Source organism: Thermoproteota archaeon, assembly GCA_030130125.1.
Classification (GTDB): domain Archaea; phylum Korarchaeota; class Korarchaeia; order Korarchaeales; family Korarchaeaceae; genus Korarchaeum.
Window position 1 is genome coordinate 39,263 of the sequence record JARZZM010000025.1, and the last position, 16,040, is coordinate 55,302.

Below are 16,040 nucleotides of genomic sequence, written 5' to 3' on the forward strand. Positions count from 1 at the left end.
TCTACGCACTCACCCTGTTAATGTTTTAAAGTCGATACGCGCGATGGATCTGAGAAGGGGAGAGCCGGTGGAATGTTCGAGCTGGTCTCGAAGGGTGGAAAGATCAAGGTAGCTAGCCACGGGGAGGACCTAGATGGTCTATTCTCAGCCTCCCTCATGGCATTGATACATCCGGAGGACCTCGAGATCCACTTCTCCGCGCCCTACGAGATAAGGGAGTCGCTAGAGAGCTTCGATATAGTCCTAGACCTGCCTCCCCCGAGGGGCGGTACTAGAATACTCGTGGATCATCACGAGTCCAACCTCACCCTCCTTGACAGGGTGGGAACGGCCTTTCTCAGGCCGGAGTATCCGTCCACGGCGAGGCTCCTGTATGACATACTGAGGGAGTGCGAACCTCAAGTGGAGGATCTCTCTCGTACCGTAGATCTAGTTGATCAGACAGATACGGGTAACCTAGATATGTCCTCCGCCCTCTTCACGGCCGCCATCAGGAAGATCTTCAAGAGAAAGAGGCCTTATCTCATCAAAGTTGCGAGGGATCTCTTGCTACACCCTCCCACGACAAGTGATGAGCTGATTGACCTTCCTGCGGTGAGGAGGGAAGTGGATCTCATATGGAGGGAGTACGGGGACCGATTGAGGGAGTTACTATCTCTGGAGGGAGGGGAAGCTCTCTTGGTGAGGATAGAGAGCCTCCCATCCTACTTAGTGCCCGTCATACAACTAGCGGCTAAGAGATACAAGTTCTTCGGGACCATCACCACCGGATCGGATGGGGCCCTGAGGCTCTCCTTAAGGAGTCGAGAAGATTCCCCGCTCTCGGCCCTAGAAGTGGCTGAGAGATTAGGAGGGGGCGGCCACAGAAACGCCGCCGGTGCGTTGATAATGCCCTCGGGGATGGAGGACCTGCTCGCCATAGTAAGGTCTAAGATGAAGTTCGAGTTAATAACGGTTTGATGCCCATTAGATGGGGCGATGATGTCGGAGGTGATCTATGAGGGGTGATTATACGCTTTAGGACTGAGCCCCCATCTTTATACGTTGCACCGACCCTGAGGCATATGTCCCGGCCCGTTATCAAGGATGTCGATTCCATCCCGTTCCAACCGGTCCCTCAAGCTGAGAAGACCTACATCAGGTGGGTGTTCTCCCCTAAGGACGGGACACCCAACTTCTCGATGAGGATGTTCAGGGTGGAGGCTGGAGGGCACATACCTGAGCACAGCCACCCATGGGAGCACGAGATCCTTGTACTGAAGGGGAGGGGGAAGATAAGGATCGGGGATCAGGAATTCGAAGTCAAGGAAGGGAATGCTATATACGTACCTCCCGATCTTCCTCACGAGTATTTCGCGTACGAGGAGATCCTGTTTCTCTGTATGATACCTAACGAGGGCGTACCTCCAGAGCTCAGGTGAAGGAGGGAAGATAGTGGGGATACGCAGCTTCATCGCCATAGATGTCGAGGATCCCGAGATAGTGTCCAAGATAGTCAGGGTCCAGGAGGAGATCCTCTCCTCGAGCGCCAGGCTGAGACCCGTGGAAAGGCAGAACCTCCACTTAACCTTGAAGTTCTTGGGTAATGTCGAGGAATCGAGGATAGAACTGGTGGCTTCCACCATGAGAGAGGTGCTCGAATCCTTTGAACCCTTTCCCATGCACCTCAAGGGGGTTGGCGCCTTTCCCAGGGTGAGCAGGCCGAACGTCGTGTGGATAGGCGTGGATGAGGGGAGAGATATCTTCATTGAGATGGCCAAGGAGCTCGACAGGTCTCTAGCCAAGTTAGGCTTTAAGAGGGAGACCAAGGGTTTCGAGCCCCATCTAACCATCGCTAGGGTCAAAGGCTACTCCGGCGATTTGCCTGAGATAATAAGGAGGATCTCGGATTTTGATATAGGATTCATAGATGTCGATGAGGTGAGGCTTAAGAAAAGCACCCTAACTTCGCAGGGACCGATATACGAGACGTTGTACAGCATCAAGCTTAGGCAGCGGGAGGAGGTGGGGAGAGAGTAAGCAGCTTCTTAGCGATTATGAGGAGCAGAACTCCTACTCCTAACAGGGAAACGAATGATAGACATCTCAATATCAATAAGAGAGTAGACTCATCGGCAACTAGCGTGAACAGGGATAGGAGGAGCGCTAGAGATCCAGCAAGCCAGAACAGCAGACCCTTTAGGCTCATAGCACTCCGTCAATCCATATCATAATTAAAAAGGATGGTACCCCTTCTAATCGATGACCTCGATATACCTCATCACTGATTTCGGTACCGAGGACTATTACGTAGGGGCAATGAAGGGAGTGATCCGTACCCAGTGCCCCAAGGTCGATCTAGTCGATATATCTCACGGGATCAGGAAGTTCAACATAAAGCACGGAGCATTCGTCCTCTGGCAGGCGTACCGTTGGATAGAGAAGGGATCCATCGTCTTGGGAGTTGTGGATCCCGGGGTGGGAACTGCTAGGGACCCAATAATAGTGAAGGCCGGTCCTCTCACCTTTGTGGGTCCGGATAACGGTCTCTTTTGGCCAGTGGTCCAAGAGATGGGAGAGTACGAGATCTTCAAGATAGATATAATGGGGACCGGTCTCGCCGAGAGGAGGACGGGCACCTTCGATGGGAGAGATGTTTTCGCTCCCGTGTCTGCTATGTTAGCATGCGGCAAATCTCCAGACGACTTGGGATTCAGGAAGAGATCCATGGAGGTTTTGGATCTGTGGAAGGTAGAGGAGGGAGACGGATACCTTAAGGGGGAAGTACTCAACGTGGATGGCTTCGGGAACGTGATAACTAACATGAGATGGGGCAAGGTGGGCGCGGAGAAGATAGAAGTGATTACACCGCATTCGTGGGCCAAGGCTGTGATATCCGCCCATTACGGGGGTAAAGGCCTCCTAATGATTAGAGGGAGCACGGATCTGCTGGAGCTCTCGTTAGCTAGGGGCAGCGCCGCCGACTTCCTCGGGGTCGATGTGGGTGACAGTATTGAGTTCAGGTGGAGGTGATGTCTTGCTAATCGGTTTGGATGATGTTCCCAAGCACACCGAGATGGAGGTGGGATTGAAGGCTTGGAACTTATCCAAGGTGAAGACCGCTGGTGCTAGGGTTCCTTTCACCGTCATAATACCCAGCGATGTGATATCCCAGTTGATGTCGGAGTCCGGGATAAGGCACGACATCTTCAAGCTATCTAGGATAGTAATGGACTCGGACAGTCCGGAGAAGGCCTTTGAGCTTGAGAAGGAGGTCAGATCCAAGATAAACTCTCTATCGATTCCTGAGGACCTGTTGGATGGGATAATGGACTCCATTGCCGGTAATGTCGAGAAAATGATAGTCGCTAGACCGTCTCCATACGCATCCGAGCTTGTTGACGGGGACCTCAAGGGCAGGATGGGCGTGTGGTATGATGAGCCAACGAAAAAGGGGGTCGTGAGATCCATTCAGAGGGTGTTGGGCGGCTCCTTCTCACTCAAGGCCATAGCTAGGATGATGGATCTCGGAGTATATCCGGAGGATCTGGACCTAGCGATAATGATACAGAAGGTCATCTTTCCGAGATCGAGTGGGATCGCCATCTGCTGCCCCGCCAGGAGGAGAAATGAGATCCTAATTGAGTCGACTTGGGGATCGATGAATGGAGTTCCGAAGGACAGGTTCAGGATCAGCATGGATCTCATGGAGGTCGTGGAGAGCGAGCTGAGTGAGAAGAAGGTTAAGCTCTTACCCAGCCCCCAAGGCATACGCGAGGTGGAGGTCCCCCATCACCTGTGGATGGAGCCCTCGGTGAAGGGAGGGGAGGTAGAGGAGATAGCTAGAACCTCCTCCGATCTCTCACTGACCTTAGGGACCCCCACTCTTATGGAGTGGATAATTCAGGAGGGCACGGACGTTCTATTCGTGATACAGGCCCACAAGGAGCCGGAGAGGCCGCCTATTAAGCCGTTGGAGAGGAAGGTCATGAATTGGTTGGAGGAGAGGAGGGAAGTCAGGGAAATTAAGGAGGAGAGATCAAAGGAGGCGACGAAGGAGGTAGAGCTCCTCACTCGCCCAAGAAAGGTAGCTCCGAGGGAGGTTAGGGTCTCTCCGGTCGCGTTGGTGGCCTCTAAGATCTACGTCAGGTACCCTGTGGAACTCTCGAGGGGGTTGGTGGACGGCAGGATTGTGGAAGTGGACGAGCTGAGCAAATTGGGCCCCGGAGATCATATCGTTATCTTGAGGGATCCCTCAAATATAGGGGATTTGGGTGAGGTTAAGGTGTTAGTATTAGCGGATAACCCTAAGGAAGCCAAAGAAAAGCTATTTTCTATTGCAGCGTCTTCTCCGAGCTCTGAGTTCCTAATCTACTTAGGAAAGGCAGAATTGGTGCTGATGTCTGATGAGCTGTCTGACATCTACGATGGCGCTGTACTGCCAGTGAATCTCGAGGGGCTCAGTGCATCCCTCTCCCTAGCCTCCCGCTTCGACCATCTCATGGTAGATCTGAATGAGGAGGTTCCTTCGGTTGATCTGATACGTGAGGCCCTGTCCGCTGGGGTGGAGGGCTTCCTGCTGGGCGTTGAGTCTGTAGAGGGACAAATGAGGGTCATCCACCGGGCTGAGATGAGGTATCTCCTCGAGAAACTCAGATACCTAGAGCTACTTCTATCCGAGTGGGGAGAGTTAGAGGTGTGATCTCCTTACTCTCCCTTTTCAAGAGGGTCTTCAGGGGGCCTGTAGGTGTGCTATCCCTACTACTCCTGATACTCGGATTCTTGTTCCTCTCTGTGGAGATTGCGAAGATATGGCCTGTGAGGATGCCTCAAAGATTGATCAACATCTCCATAGCTAGTATTCTCTTCTATTTGGGTTTCAGGATCAGAGGTAACGTTGATCTGAGGTACTACGTCCCTCTAGCCTTGGGGTCACTAATATTCCCCCCATTGCTGCTGCTCACCTTCATCTCCTCGATGTCAATCTCTAGGGATGAGGTGAGGGAAGAGGACGAGCGTCAGAGTGAGCAGGACCTGTTATCTCTCTCGTTCAAGTCGGTACTAACTGTCTGCAAATCCGTAGGTCTGGCAAGTTCCCTAGCGATATCACTGGCCTCCCTCATCTCCACCAATAGGAGGGTGATCTTGGTCGACTGGAGCGGTGACGCTGCTGATAGGCTGAAAAACGCTGAAATCAAGATCGCTAGGCCGGAAGATCTCAGATTCAGCCGTGCAGGTGGTCTCGGGCCATCCTATTACATGACGGCATCTCTCCTCCTCTCTTACCTGAGCGGAGTGAATCCCTCCGTTATAAGTGGGGTCCTGAAGACGGGTGACATCTCACTGCTTGATGACATGAGGATCCCGGAGCCAGGGAGATCTCTGCTGAGACAGCTGTTCGGTGAGGATGGATCTCTACTGCATGAGGCGCTGCCCGAAGTGGCGGGCGTCCTGATAATAGATGTCTCAGGGCTATCGACTGCGGGCAAGGCTGCCACCTCCTTGATTATCTTGCTCCAATCAGTCACCTATGAGAGGAGGGATTTCGTGGTTATAACTCCCTTGCTCAGTCCTCTCACGGAGGAGAGAGCACCGTACCAGATAAAGGACGAGATCAGATGGCTCATCTCTTCCTTGAGGAGGGGAGGGGGGATAATCACATCGATTGAGGGTTCTCTGGCATATTCCAGCGAGTTCGATGTAGTCCTAGTATGTGATGAGTGCGAGGATCCTATCTACAGGCTGGATAGCTACCGACTTTGCCCCTTACTTGTCCGTAGAGCGAGGAAAGGAGTTTGAGCAGGGGATAATAGGGCCCGTGCTCCACCCTTATCACTTCCTCGACCAAGGAGTGGGGTAGAAACCTCAGGGTCCTCCATAGGAGGCCAGTCCTCAGCAAGAAGTCGGCAGCCCTCCTGTGGGTGAGGCCCGTGTCCACCATCGGCCTAACTAACCTGTCAACGGAGGGCACGTATTTCTCCGGCCTGTCATCCGCCAGCGATCTGGTTAGGAGGTATGCGGCTATTATGCCCGTATGCATGCCCCCACCGTTGGAGGGAACCGTCATGCCGGCCGCATCTCCTGCGAGGAAAATTCCCCCTTCTTGGACCTTGCCTAGCATGCCCCCGGCCGGGACGTATCTACCCCTGAGCTCAGGTTCGACCGTTACATTCAGCTTGGCAAGATGTTCCTTAAGAGCCCTCTTGGGGTCAAACCCGTTGATCATATTGAGCCTGACACCAACCCCAACGTTCGCAGTGTTCTCGGATCTAGGGATAACCCAAGCGTAGGTACCTGGGGCCAATGACTCGCTTATCACTAACCTCATCACATCAGGATCATTCATCTCCATCGTGACCTCAGCGGAGAAGGCTAGCGCAAGATCGTCGCACCTGAGTGTTGTACTCCCGTTTATCAGCTTGGCAACTCTGCTATCGAATCCATCCGCCCCCACCAAGTACCTCGCCCTGTACCTGTCCTTGGATGTCCTCACCTCGTAAGCATCATCCACGGACCGGGCCGTGATGAACGCCTCTCCAGTTTTGAGGATGGCTCCCTCCGCCAAGGACTCCTCTAGCCTAGAGACGATCATCTCCCTCCTATCGACGGAGTATCCCGCATAATTGGTCTCGAATTCCCTGTTCCCTATCTCCATCACTATCCTTTCCATTCTGTGCACGATGAACGGTTCGAAAAAGTCCAAATAGGCCGAGGCGACCTCTCCCTCCAACTTGAGTGAACTTGGATCTGGCAGATACTCGCCACAGATGGTTCTAATCCCAGGCTGTGGATCCTTCTCTATGACGAGTACCGTGAACCCCTTAGAGGACAGGAAATGAGATAGGGCGGCCCCAGTAGGGCCGGCACCCACCACAGCCACGTCGTACAATTTGACTCACTGGGATTTCCTCACTATAGCGGGGAGCCTTCTGAACTTGTGGAAGAAGGGCTCGTAGGTTCTTACGTATATCTCGGTATTCTCCAGCTTTGGAATGTCCCTCCTGTACTTACTCTCAGCGCCTATCAATCCCTTTCCGTACTTGCGCTCGTATTCCTCGAAGCTCATCGAGTACTCCTTGATTATCTTGTCCCTGTAGAGGTCGGAGAGTACGTTGTACGTGCAGAAGGGTATTACCCTGCCATCGGGAGAGAGGTAGTGTATGTCACACCTCATCACCCTCTGGACATCGTAGTTGTACAGGTCCATGAAGTGCATCATTCCCAAGAAGAGCGACTTGTAGTGGAACTCCCCTAGCGCCTTATAGCTCCTCTGGAGTATTATCTTCCTGAGTATTCCGATGAGGTTAATGCCCGGGGGTTGCTTGTCCTTCTCAATGAAACTTGGGAGTTTAGCGATCACCTTGAGGAGAGTGAGCCATTTATTCTTGCGCTTCTCCTTGATCTCCCTAGCCTTTTCCTTAAGGAACTGATAGAATCCATCTACATCGACGAAGTCCGTTATCGGGATGAATCTAGTTACCCTCTTCTTACCATCGACCCTCTCGAACACTGGGAAGACGTAGGTGGCCATCCCGCAGGCCGGGTGATTGGTCATCATGAGCTTGGGCTCGCCGGTCACGGCCTCGATGAACTCGCTCACGGCCACGGTGAACGGAACTGGATACCAAGCCTCCCTGTATATCTGTCCATCGGTCTGCTCCTCTATCTTCCTTATAACATCTGGGATAGTTATCCTATACTTCTCCCTCTCGGCCTTGGGCATCTGTCCGGTGAGGGAGACCGGCTGGTAATTCACTCCCCTGACGACATCTATATTGTAGGCGGCGAACCTGACCATGTCACCTACCTCGTGATCATTTATCCCCTTTATCACGGTGGGAACGAGTACTAAACTCGTCATGCCCGCCTTCCTGGCGGCCTCTAGTATGTACGGGATCTCCCAGTGGTTCTTGGGGTTGGCCTCAGGGGTGACCCCATCGAAGCTCATGTATATAGTGTTGACCCCCGCTTCTCTCAGCTCCCTCATGAGCCAAGGTTTCTCCACAAAGATGATGCCCTGGGTGTTGAGTTGTATGTGAGTGATGCCCTTCCTCCTGAGGAGCCTAACTATCTCAACCAGATCCTCCCTCAGGGTGGGCTCTCCGCCCGTTATCTGGATGGCATTCCCGTGGGCCGGCTTCTCCTTTATGAGGAGATCTACCATCTTATCTATCTCCTCCAAGGTGGGCTCATACACGTAACCGGCCTTCTCGGCGTAGAAAAAGCAGTACCAGCAATCGAGATTGCACCTGTTGGTCACCACCAAGTTCGCTAGGGCCGTCGTGTTCTGGTGGGCCGGGCATATGCCGCAGGAGAAGGGGCATGGGGCGAGGAGTTCGGTGTGGGGGGGATAGATCCCCCTTCCGGGGACCTCGAACTCCATGGCCCTCCTGAACATCTCAGCATCTCCCCAGTAGAGGTCTTCGAACTCTCCGTGCTCGGGGCACTCCTTCCTTATGTAGACGGCCCCATCCCTCTCGAATATGATCGCGGGCAGTAATCTATAGCAAACGGGACATAACGATGATGTATGTCTGAGTAATTTCTCCCCTTCCCTGAGCTTCGGCCGCGGACCGCCTATTGCAATCTTCCTACCATCGACTTCGATGAACCGCGGCGCCGGTATTTCCACAACCACCTTTTATCACCGCGGGATAGTGGGAGTCAACTTATAATAAACGCTTGCGCCAGTTAGGTCAGATGGCTTCAGAAAGGTTTGAGCACTACGTTCAAGTGTTGTATAATTTAATTTCACATTTGTTATCAGGAGATTTAGATAATGGGATGGATGTTATTCTGAAGATTATAAGAGAATGTGAGGGAGAAGGTGTCTGCGACGAGCGCGTGGCCTCCGAGATGCTCAGATTGGCTGAAGCCATCGAAGGATACATTACAAAGCAGTTAACTAAGGACGCTCTTCTCAATATACTGAGGAAACAGCTCGTCGATAGAGCCTTAGGGGACCTCGCTCTGCTGGTTCTCCGTGAGATATGTGATAGGGAGACCATTGAATTGTTGAGGAACTGGGCTGAGGATCCCAATCCTGAGGTGAGGGTGGCATACCTCAAGTGCGCTTCCAAGCTCTTCGACGAGGGGGAGGTTCCCTTAGAGCTGCTGAGGACATTCAGGGAGGACCCCTCACCTAAGGTCAGGGAGGCCCTCGTAACTTCCCTCTCGAAGAACGCGTCTGAGGATGGCGTCTTCGCCTTCCTAGCGGGGATGCTGAGGGTTGAGAAGAGGAGCTCCGTAAGGACTAAAATCCTCACGGCCCTCTCAAGGGTAGAGAGGGATACTAAGAGGGAAAGGAGAAGGGGCATCCTAGAGAGGCTGAAGCGCGTGATGGGTTGGCGGGAGTAAGAGTTATCTCTTTCCGTGGGACTCCCTGAGGGGTGGTAAGATGGTCAAGGTCACATTCTTGGGGCACTCGGCCTTCCTGCTGGAGGGTAGTAAGAGGGTGCTCATAGATCCATGGATAGAGGGCAACCCTCAGTCCCCTATATCAATAGGTCAGTGTAAGGGAGCTGACATCTACGTGGTGACGCACGCTCATGGGGATCACGGTCTCGACGATGCAGTTAAGCTTGCGAAGTCCCATGGGGGGACGATCGTGAGCATCTACGAGATCGCGATGGAGGCCGGAAACAGAGGTGTCGAGAAGACCGTGGGAGCTAACATAGGTGGATTCTTCGAGGTGGATGGAGTGAAGATGGCCCTGACGAACGCCATCCACAGCAGTCCCGTTGGAGCCCCTACTGGTGTCGTGGTGGAGTTAGACGGTAAGAGGATCTACCACGCTGGCGATACGGGCGTCTTCTACGACATGAAGTTAATAGGTGAGCTGTACAAGCCAGATCTGGCGCTTCTGCCCATAGGTGGTCACTTCGTGATGGGACCCCTCGAGGCAGCCAAGGCTATCGAGCTTCTCGGAGTTAAGAAGGTTATCCCCATGCACTACGAGACATTCCCGGTCCTCAAGGGCAGACCGGAGGAACTGAGGGAGTTGCTCAGGGAGAAGGGTCTGGACTGCGAAGTGATAGCCCTGAAACCGGGAGAGAGCTATGAACTCTGAAGTGGAGCCTAAGGAGACGCAGGTGATCGCGGAGCTCTACGATGTGGAGGATAGGGAGATACTGGATTCCCCCTCTCTCATGGAAGAGATGCTGAGGAGGTTAGCTGAGGAGGTCGGAGAGGAGAGCGTACACGTACACGTACACGAGTTCGAGCCGTACGGCGTAAGCGGCTTCCTCATGATGAGGAAGGGTTATGTAGCCATACACACATGGCCGGAGCATTCCTACGCTACTGTCAATGTGGTAGGGTTCTCAGATGAGACGTGGGCTTGGAATGTGTACAAGGCCCTAGTTAAGCTGTTTAAGCCCAAGCAGCAGAATGCGGTGGAGGTGAAGAGCGGGTTAGACAGGTCTTGATCCCCTCATCTACCTTTTTCACGGGACTTATCCATACGGGCACTCCTCGACTTTAACTTCCAAGCCGAGGCCCGCCCTCCCGAGTCTCCTTACAACCCGCCCTAGCAAGTAGTTGCCCCTGAAGCCCTCGATTACGACCTCATAGAAGTATCCGGGTTCGACCTGCCCCAAGGCCACAGGTTTGTATGAAGGAGTCCTACCCTGAGTCCCCTTAGGGGTGATCTCTGAGGCGAGTACCACCAGATCCCTCCCCAAAAACCCCTCGTTCCTCCTCTCTTTTATCTCCTCTATCAGTTTCATCGCCACCTTGCTTCTCCTCTTGATCACGCTAGCGGGGAGTTGGGGTAATGAGGCGGCCTTCGTCTTGGGTCTGGGCCCGAACCTGCTCAGGTTCACTACATCCGGCTCTATCTCCTCTAAGAGCCTCAGGGTCCGCTGGAAGTCTTCCTCCGTTTCCCCCGGGAATCCAACTATGATGTCAGTGCTTATGGTAGAGTCCTCGTACCGCTCCCTTATGCGCTTCACTAGGGAGATGAACTCCTCTACCGTGTAGTCCCTCCCCATCAATCTGAGGATCCTGTTTGAGCCACTCTGAATCGGTAAATGGAAGAATTTGTACAGTTTAGGGCTCTCGAATGAGCCGAGCAGCCTATCAACTATCCTCAGGGCGGAGTTAGGGGTCATCATTCCAACCCTGATCCTGAACTCCCCCTTAAGCGAGGTGATACCGTCCAACAGATCCGGTAGATCGGTCCCGATATCCCAACCATACACTCCGGTGTCCTCGGCGGTCAACCAGATCTCCACCGCACCCTTGTTCAGGAAGTCCCGGACCCTGTCGATGATGCTCTCTTTGGAGAAGCTCGTCAGCCTCCCCCTAGCCAGCTTAGTTATGCAGTAAGTGCAGGAACCTAGACAGCCCTCGGCGATGGGAACTATTCCGATTAGATCCGCGGGATCCCTGTCATATGAGGCCTTATCCAGCCTCTTCCACTCCAAGAACTCCCCCTCTTTCCCCTCTAGAGCTAAGAATGCGGCCTCTACAATGCTATCTATGGATCTGGGCGCCACCAAGACCTTAGAGTAGGGCCTGAGCAGCGCGGGTTGAGACTTAGCCATGCATCCTGCCGCTATGAGGGGACCGTACTTATATAGTACCTTGGCCCTGTGAAGCATCCTCTGCTCTGTGGGCGTCTTCACGTTGCAAGTGTTCAGAATGAGAATGTCAGCTCTCTCTGGTCTATCCACTCTAGTCCAGCCCGCTCTCCTGAGTAGACTCTCCATTATTTGAGAGTCTGATCTGTTCATTGAGCAGCCGTGGGTCTCCAGATAGAACCTGAACTCACTCCGATCCAGACTCGGTCTCGACCGTGACCCCATCGAGGCTCGCCACATTCCCCCCGTAGTACCTGATCACCTTCACTATCTCGTCGTAGTCTAGGTCGTCTCCCTCCAAGATTATCTTCAGTCTCTCAATCGTGGAGTCGTAATCCTTCACCTCTATATCCACCTTCTTGACTCCCTTCAGCTCGGAGAGCCCCTCGGCCATGTCGACTATGTTAGGGTTGTGTGGCTTTACTACATCCAATACGAGTCTCCTGACTACGATACGTCTACTTTCACCTTCCTCATCCTCGGAAGGCCGGAAACTCAGCAATTCCCTATATCCTCCCCGAGTTCAATGGGTCACCGGTTTATTAATTCTTTTCCCTAGAAGCGAGCTCCATAAATAAAAGAGCTAGAATCTTATTTATGGTTTTCTTTCTTCCACCTTTAAGCCTAATTAGTTTTATTTTATTTTCGTATTCAGGTGGAATGGTAATTCTCCTTGAAAATGTGATGTACAGTCTTATCCCCCTAGCCACGCAGTAATCTAGTATCTCCCTTATATCCCTATTCCTGCCCTTAACCGCGCTTCTTGGTTGCCAGACAGCTCCGTATCCTAGATAGTTCAGTCTTCTCTGAATGGAGAAGTAGAGGTCTCTAGGAACCGTTCTATCGAAGAAGAAGGGGGTTCTATACCTCTTCCTCCTGACCCCCCTGCGCTTCCCCGACCTCAATTCCCTCCCTCAGGAGTTTCTTTACCCTGACCATCCTCAGCCCGATCTCCCTTAAGGCCGTCTCTATCCTCTCCCGATCCTCTCCCTTCAAACCCTTGTTATCGACTATGGCTATTTCGGGCGGTTCCCCGTTCCTCTCGATCGCCTGCCTCACCATGGTGACATCGACCCAGCTGGCATCTAGCTTCCTCGCTGTGTGGCCGATCGCATACTTCGTCGTGAGTTCCACCCTAGTGAAGTGGTTGTTCACGTGTGGGCCACCAAAAGCTATTGTCGGGATGTATTTACCCGCGGTCCAGTTCTCCAGCGCCTCTATTACGGATTCCGCTGCCATTCTTGTTCCATTAGGATCGTTCCAAGCTTTCTCATCGCAGCCTATCTCCAAGAAGGCTATGGGCTTTTCGATGGTGGGACCATGGTGGGTCGGCTCGAATCCCACAGAATATCCCGTCCCGTCCACCCTCTTAGAGGCGGCCATCAAGTACTCCTTCATGAGGGAGGGTATTGCTATCCCCAGCTTGAAGGACTCGCCCCCATACCTAGCCCGACCAAAGTTCCCAGGGACATGAGCAGTAAGTATGGGTCTGTGAGGGGTACCGCTATGCCTAGAGAGGACCACCACGTAGTCAAAATCGGAGGCTCCAAGCTCCTCACAGCTTCTTACGTAGAGAATCTCCCTCTCGAAGCTGACCAACTCTATGCCCTTGCCTCTCAGATCGAATTGCTCTCCCAACCTCTCACTTATCTCGGATGCCATGTTCCTGCCTGCTGGATCTCTCAGTGAGTAAAGGAGGGAAACTCTCGTTTTCATAGGTTTTAAGCGGGGAAACTCTTTTTTAAATCAACCTAGGATTGGCCACCGATGGACACTCACAGAGCCATAGCCCTGCTGCTGTCACCGGTGACCATAGCAGCCATCTCGTCTCTAGTAGTCTATGCCATGTACCCAGATCTCTTGAGCCTCATAGTGTCCTTCCTGTTGATAGTCATCTGTCCCGTGGCCAATGTCGTGAAGAAGTCCCTCTCAGGGGAGATGGACATCCTCGTCCCGGATAGGTACGCTAGAGGCCCCTTCTTCGCTCAGGCCATAGCCTGCTATTCCGTAGCCACTGTATTGCTTACATCATTGGGCTCATGCCCGATGGCCGTTCTCTCCCTATCTTATCTGGCGGTCACCCTAGCAATAGCCGTGATCAATCACTGCGCCACCAAGGTGAGTGTTCACATGGCGGGCCTAGCTGGTCCGGCCACCTTCTTAATGATCTTAGGGAATTATCCCCTAGGAGCGCTGCTGATGGCCTTGGTCCCCGTTTTAGCTTGGTCTAGATGGAGATCGGGCTCCCACACACTGGGTCAGATCCTGCTGGGCATGGTGGTCTCTGTCCTGATAACCTCTGCCACATGTTTAGTGGCTTGGAGACTCAAGTAAGGATGAGAGTTTATCCCTAGATATCCTTAAGTAGTCAATGTCCGATACGTGGGGCTCCAATGTCACCGTACCCTTGTATCCCCAAGACCTGATCTCCTCAACAGCCTCATTCCATGGTATCCTGCCAGCCCCTATGGGGAGGTGAAGATCCCTATTGAGGTCATTGTCATGGGCGTGTAGGTGCATGATCTCGCTGCCGAGCTTGTTTATGTAGGATTTGAGCTTATCCACACCTCCATTGAGGAAGGTGTGTCCGATATCAAGGGTGACAAACAGCTCTGGAACGTTATCCACTAGGTACCTTATATCGGAGGGCGACCTGAAGGCACCATGATCCACGTTCTCGACCAGTACCTGAACCCCCTTCTCCTTGGAATATGCAACCAGCTCCCTGAAACCCGCTACATTGAACTCCCTAGCCTTCTCCCTGATGGCGGCTAGCCATCCGGGGGTGAAGGGGTGAAAGGTTGCGTAGGGGGATTCCAGTCTGGCGGCGATATCTAAGACCTTGAAAGCCTCCTTGAGGGCCCCCTTCCTAACCTCATCGTATGGATGGCCTATCTCCAAGTACCAAGGGGAATGTATCAGGTAAAAGGAGTCGTGAGAACTGGCCAGATCATCCAGCTCGACTATATGATTGAGAATCGTGTCGACCCATGAGTAGGGCCATTCGACCGTTATTTCCACGTAATCCAAACCGAGCTCCAAGATGGATTCTATCTCCTCCATCAGGTCTCTATGGGGGTTATTCATCCCCCCGTATGTGAAGTCGACCATCAAGCCACCAGCCACTATTAATATTTGAAACTTAACCATCCTACATATGCTAGAGTACGCCGCCGGGCTCCTAGAGTGGATACCCGTATGGCCCCTTCCCTCGGGACACCTTGCCGGAATACCAGGAATATATCTAGCCAGGGAGGGGTTGGAGCCTAAGGCGGCGGTATCTGCACTGATGACCTCCTCGCTACTAACCTTCATACTGAGAGTGTGGCTCAACCACGTCGATCCCACTATAGGAGGGTTAATAGTAGCTGGTCTCTCATTAATCGGACTTTTAGCTGTAGCTTTCCTCAGGTGGGGGCTTCTCGCGGTAGAAGAAGGCCGAAATCCTGATGCTATGGATGGTTTCGTGTCTGGATTCGCTCAAGGCGTGAGCTCGATAGGGTTCGGGGGGAGTGGCCTTTCCATGGCCTTGCTGACCTCATCTGGGGTCTCCATTAGGGGAGCCATAACGATCTCCTCGATAGCCTCCCTACCCCCCGTACTGGCTCAACTGACTACTGGACCCCCTTCTCCATTTTGGGGACTCTACTTGCTGGAGGGATTAGCGGTCGCTATTCTCCTGAGTAAACTGAATATGAGGCCCAGCAGCTTTGGCTTCCTCATTTCCTCAGCCCTTCTCGGCAATGTGTACCAAGTCAGGTTCATAGGAGAGCATCTGGGGCATTACCAAGCCATGGCAGAGGAGATCTCTTCTTTCGTCAGGAGATATGGCGCAATAGGTCTCTTCGCTGCGATGGTCCTCCAAGCTGTGATCTCACCCATACCTGCAGATGCTGTCCTAGTCGCCGCTGGGGCTTTGGGCATGAGTCCTGTTGAGGTGGGGATATATGGTGGTATGGGGATAGCTGTAGGCTCGATCATCAACTACTTCATTGCTAGGGCTTTGGGGAAGAGGATCCTAGAGTACTACATAAGGGAGGACCTGTTGAGGAAGGTCTACTTGTGGTTCGACAGGTGGGGCGGCTGGCTGGTCTTCATAACTAGGCTTATCCCGTTCCTTCCCTTAGATGTCACCTCCTACATGGCCGGAGCTGTCGGGATGAATTTCCTCATATTCGTATTGGCAAATATACTGGCAATCGTTCCAAGGGCTACATTCTTCGGTCTGGTCGGAGCCAAGCTGGCCGAGGGTGATTGGACCTTGCTCGTATTATCGGTGGTGATGCTGCTGATAGGGGCCTACTTCTTCAGTAGGCAGGTGATTAAGGGTGGGGAAGGGGAGTGACTAGGGGATACACTATTAAGCCCAAAGGATCCCTTCTCCTAGGGGCCCGTAGCTCAGCAAGGGTAGAGCGGCGGCCTTCGGCGCCGCGGGGCGGGGGATCAAGTGCCCCCGGGCCCGTTTCACAGTCAAACGAG

The 16,040-nt window shown here is 53.0% G+C and carries 19 protein-coding genes and 1 tRNA gene; 12 read left to right on the plus strand and 8 right to left on the minus strand.

Features of this window, described 5'->3' with window-relative positions; genetic code table 11:
* Positions 1 to 72 precede the first annotated feature (72 nt).
* The 3 genes from QI197_05135 to thpR all read left to right on the plus strand — a co-directional run bounded on the left by QI197_05135 (position 73) and on the right by thpR (position 2,019).
* Positions 73 to 960, plus strand: coding sequence for a DHHA1 domain-containing protein (locus QI197_05135; protein MDK2372743.1), 888 nt, complete (start codon positions 73 to 75; stop codon positions 958 to 960).
* Between the two features lie 104 nt (positions 961 to 1,064).
* Positions 1,065 to 1,421: a cupin domain-containing protein gene (locus QI197_05140; protein ID MDK2372744.1), complete on the plus strand. Its 357-nt coding sequence runs from the start codon at positions 1,065 to 1,067 to the stop codon at positions 1,419 to 1,421.
* Positions 1,422 to 1,434: 13 nt separating this feature from the next.
* Positions 1,435 to 2,019 (plus strand): RNA 2',3'-cyclic phosphodiesterase, encoded by a 585-nt coding sequence (thpR, locus tag QI197_05145; GenBank protein ID MDK2372745.1) that lies wholly within the window; start codon positions 1,435 to 1,437, stop codon positions 2,017 to 2,019.
* Here thpR and QI197_05150 read toward each other — a convergent pair.
* The gene (locus QI197_05150; GenBank protein ID MDK2372746.1) at positions 1,988 to 2,188 is read right to left on the minus strand and encodes a hypothetical protein; all 201 of its coding nucleotides are present in this window, start codon (positions 2,186 to 2,188) and stop codon (positions 1,988 to 1,990) included. The genes thpR and QI197_05150 overlap by 32 nt on opposite strands.
* A gap of 53 nt (positions 2,189 to 2,241) precedes the next feature.
* Here QI197_05150 and QI197_05155 point away from each other — a divergent pair, with 53 nt between their 5' ends.
* Genes QI197_05155 through QI197_05165 form a run of 3 tightly spaced genes read left to right on the plus strand, consistent with a single transcriptional unit; the run spans position 2,242 to position 5,778 of the window.
* On the plus strand, positions 2,242 to 3,012 hold the full coding sequence (locus QI197_05155; protein ID MDK2372747.1) for an SAM-dependent chlorinase/fluorinase: 771 nt from the start codon (positions 2,242 to 2,244) through the stop codon (positions 3,010 to 3,012).
* Between the two features lie 4 nt (positions 3,013 to 3,016).
* Positions 3,017 to 4,681, plus strand: coding sequence for a PEP/pyruvate-binding domain-containing protein (locus QI197_05160; GenBank protein MDK2372748.1), 1,665 nt, complete (start codon positions 3,017 to 3,019; stop codon positions 4,679 to 4,681).
* Positions 4,678 to 5,778: a hypothetical protein gene (locus tag QI197_05165; GenBank protein ID MDK2372749.1), complete on the plus strand. Its 1,101-nt coding sequence runs from the start codon at positions 4,678 to 4,680 to the stop codon at positions 5,776 to 5,778. Before QI197_05160 ends, QI197_05165 begins: the two co-directional genes overlap by 4 nt.
* Here QI197_05165 and QI197_05170 read toward each other — a convergent pair.
* Positions 5,711 to 6,859, minus strand: coding sequence for an NAD(P)/FAD-dependent oxidoreductase (locus tag QI197_05170; protein MDK2372750.1), 1,149 nt, complete (start codon positions 6,857 to 6,859; stop codon positions 5,711 to 5,713). The two genes, QI197_05165 and QI197_05170, sit on opposite strands and share 68 nt — an antisense overlap.
* A 15-nt stretch (positions 6,860 to 6,874) precedes the next feature.
* On the minus strand, positions 6,875 to 8,617 hold the full coding sequence (locus QI197_05175) for a radical SAM protein (protein ID MDK2372751.1): 1,743 nt from the start codon (positions 8,615 to 8,617) through the stop codon (positions 6,875 to 6,877).
* A gap of 146 nt (positions 8,618 to 8,763) precedes the next feature.
* Here QI197_05175 and QI197_05180 point away from each other — a divergent pair, with 146 nt between their 5' ends.
* Genes QI197_05180 through speD form a run of 3 tightly spaced genes read left to right on the plus strand, consistent with a single transcriptional unit; the run spans position 8,764 to position 10,406 of the window.
* Entirely contained in the window at positions 8,764 to 9,336 is a 573-nt protein-coding gene (locus QI197_05180) for a HEAT repeat domain-containing protein (protein ID MDK2372752.1), read from the plus strand.
* A gap of 40 nt (positions 9,337 to 9,376) precedes the next feature.
* Positions 9,377 to 10,048 (plus strand): metal-dependent hydrolase, encoded by a 672-nt coding sequence (locus tag QI197_05185; protein MDK2372753.1) that lies wholly within the window; start codon positions 9,377 to 9,379, stop codon positions 10,046 to 10,048.
* On the plus strand, positions 10,038 to 10,406 hold the full coding sequence (gene speD, locus QI197_05190) for an adenosylmethionine decarboxylase (GenBank protein ID MDK2372754.1): 369 nt from the start codon (positions 10,038 to 10,040) through the stop codon (positions 10,404 to 10,406). The genes QI197_05185 and speD overlap by 11 nt, the downstream gene beginning before the upstream one ends.
* 27 nt (positions 10,407 to 10,433) lie before the next feature.
* Here speD and QI197_05195 read toward each other — a convergent pair whose 3' ends face one another.
* Genes QI197_05195 through QI197_05210 form a run of 4 tightly spaced genes read right to left on the minus strand, consistent with a single transcriptional unit; the run spans position 10,434 to position 13,277 of the window.
* Positions 10,434 to 11,786: a tRNA (N(6)-L-threonylcarbamoyladenosine(37)-C(2))-methylthiotransferase gene (locus QI197_05195; protein ID MDK2372755.1), complete on the minus strand. Its 1,353-nt coding sequence runs from the start codon at positions 11,784 to 11,786 to the stop codon at positions 10,434 to 10,436.
* Entirely contained in the window at positions 11,749 to 12,063 is a 315-nt protein-coding gene (locus tag QI197_05200) for a DUF211 domain-containing protein (GenBank protein MDK2372756.1), read from the minus strand. The genes QI197_05195 and QI197_05200 overlap by 38 nt, the downstream gene beginning before the upstream one ends.
* A 40-nt stretch (positions 12,064 to 12,103) precedes the next feature.
* Positions 12,104 to 12,466, minus strand: coding sequence for a hypothetical protein (locus QI197_05205; protein MDK2372757.1), 363 nt, complete (start codon positions 12,464 to 12,466; stop codon positions 12,104 to 12,106).
* Positions 12,423 to 13,277, minus strand: a complete 855-nt coding sequence (locus QI197_05210; GenBank protein MDK2372758.1) for a D-aminoacyl-tRNA deacylase — start codon at positions 13,275 to 13,277, stop codon at positions 12,423 to 12,425. The genes QI197_05205 and QI197_05210 overlap by 44 nt, the downstream gene beginning before the upstream one ends.
* Positions 13,278 to 13,328: 51 nt before the next feature.
* Between QI197_05210 and QI197_05215 the strand changes: the two genes are divergently transcribed.
* Positions 13,329 to 13,895, plus strand: a complete 567-nt coding sequence (locus tag QI197_05215; protein MDK2372759.1) for a hypothetical protein — start codon at positions 13,329 to 13,331, stop codon at positions 13,893 to 13,895.
* On the opposite strand, the gene QI197_05220 is transcribed toward QI197_05215, so the two are convergent.
* On the minus strand, positions 13,872 to 14,672 hold the full coding sequence (locus QI197_05220; GenBank protein MDK2372760.1) for a sugar phosphate isomerase/epimerase: 801 nt from the start codon (positions 14,670 to 14,672) through the stop codon (positions 13,872 to 13,874). The two genes, QI197_05215 and QI197_05220, sit on opposite strands and share 24 nt — an antisense overlap.
* A 46-nt stretch (positions 14,673 to 14,718) precedes the next feature.
* On the opposite strand from QI197_05220, the gene QI197_05225 reads away from it, so the two are divergent.
* Together QI197_05225 and QI197_05230 are read left to right on the plus strand one after the other, a co-directional pair.
* Positions 14,719 to 15,906, plus strand: a complete 1,188-nt coding sequence (locus QI197_05225; GenBank protein ID MDK2372761.1) for a DedA family protein — start codon at positions 14,719 to 14,721, stop codon at positions 15,904 to 15,906.
* A gap of 42 nt (positions 15,907 to 15,948) precedes the next feature.
* A tRNA-Arg gene (locus QI197_05230) sits at positions 15,949 to 16,023 on the plus strand.
* Positions 16,024 to 16,040: the final 17 nt, after the last annotated feature.

Coding starts and splice junctions, on each gene's coding strand:
- QI197_05135 (MDK2372743.1), top strand. CDS start 73: ATGTTCGAGCTGGTCTCGAAGGGTGGAAAGATCAAGGTAGCTAGCCAC.
- QI197_05140 (MDK2372744.1), top strand. CDS start 1,065: ATGTCCCGGCCCGTTATCAAGGATGTCGATTCCATCCCGTTCCAACCG.
- QI197_05150 (MDK2372746.1), bottom strand. CDS start 2,188: ATGAGCCTAAAGGGTCTGCTGTTCTGGCTTGCTGGATCTCTAGCGCTC.
- QI197_05155 (MDK2372747.1), top strand. CDS start 2,242: ATGACCTCGATATACCTCATCACTGATTTCGGTACCGAGGACTATTAC.
- QI197_05180 (MDK2372752.1), top strand. CDS start 8,764: ATGGATGTTATTCTGAAGATTATAAGAGAATGTGAGGGAGAAGGTGTC.
- QI197_05185 (MDK2372753.1), top strand. CDS start 9,377: ATGGTCAAGGTCACATTCTTGGGGCACTCGGCCTTCCTGCTGGAGGGT.
- speD (MDK2372754.1), top strand. CDS start 10,038: ATGAACTCTGAAGTGGAGCCTAAGGAGACGCAGGTGATCGCGGAGCTC.
- QI197_05195 (MDK2372755.1), bottom strand. CDS start 11,786: ATGGGGTCACGGTCGAGACCGAGTCTGGATCGGAGTGAGTTCAGGTTC.
- QI197_05210 (MDK2372758.1), bottom strand. CDS start 13,277: ATGAAAACGAGAGTTTCCCTCCTTTACTCACTGAGAGATCCAGCAGGC.
- QI197_05215 (MDK2372759.1), top strand. CDS start 13,329: ATGGACACTCACAGAGCCATAGCCCTGCTGCTGTCACCGGTGACCATA.
- QI197_05220 (MDK2372760.1), bottom strand. CDS start 14,672: ATGGTCGACTTCACATACGGGGGGATGAATAACCCCCATAGAGACCTG.
- QI197_05225 (MDK2372761.1), top strand. CDS start 14,719: ATGCTAGAGTACGCCGCCGGGCTCCTAGAGTGGATACCCGTATGGCCC.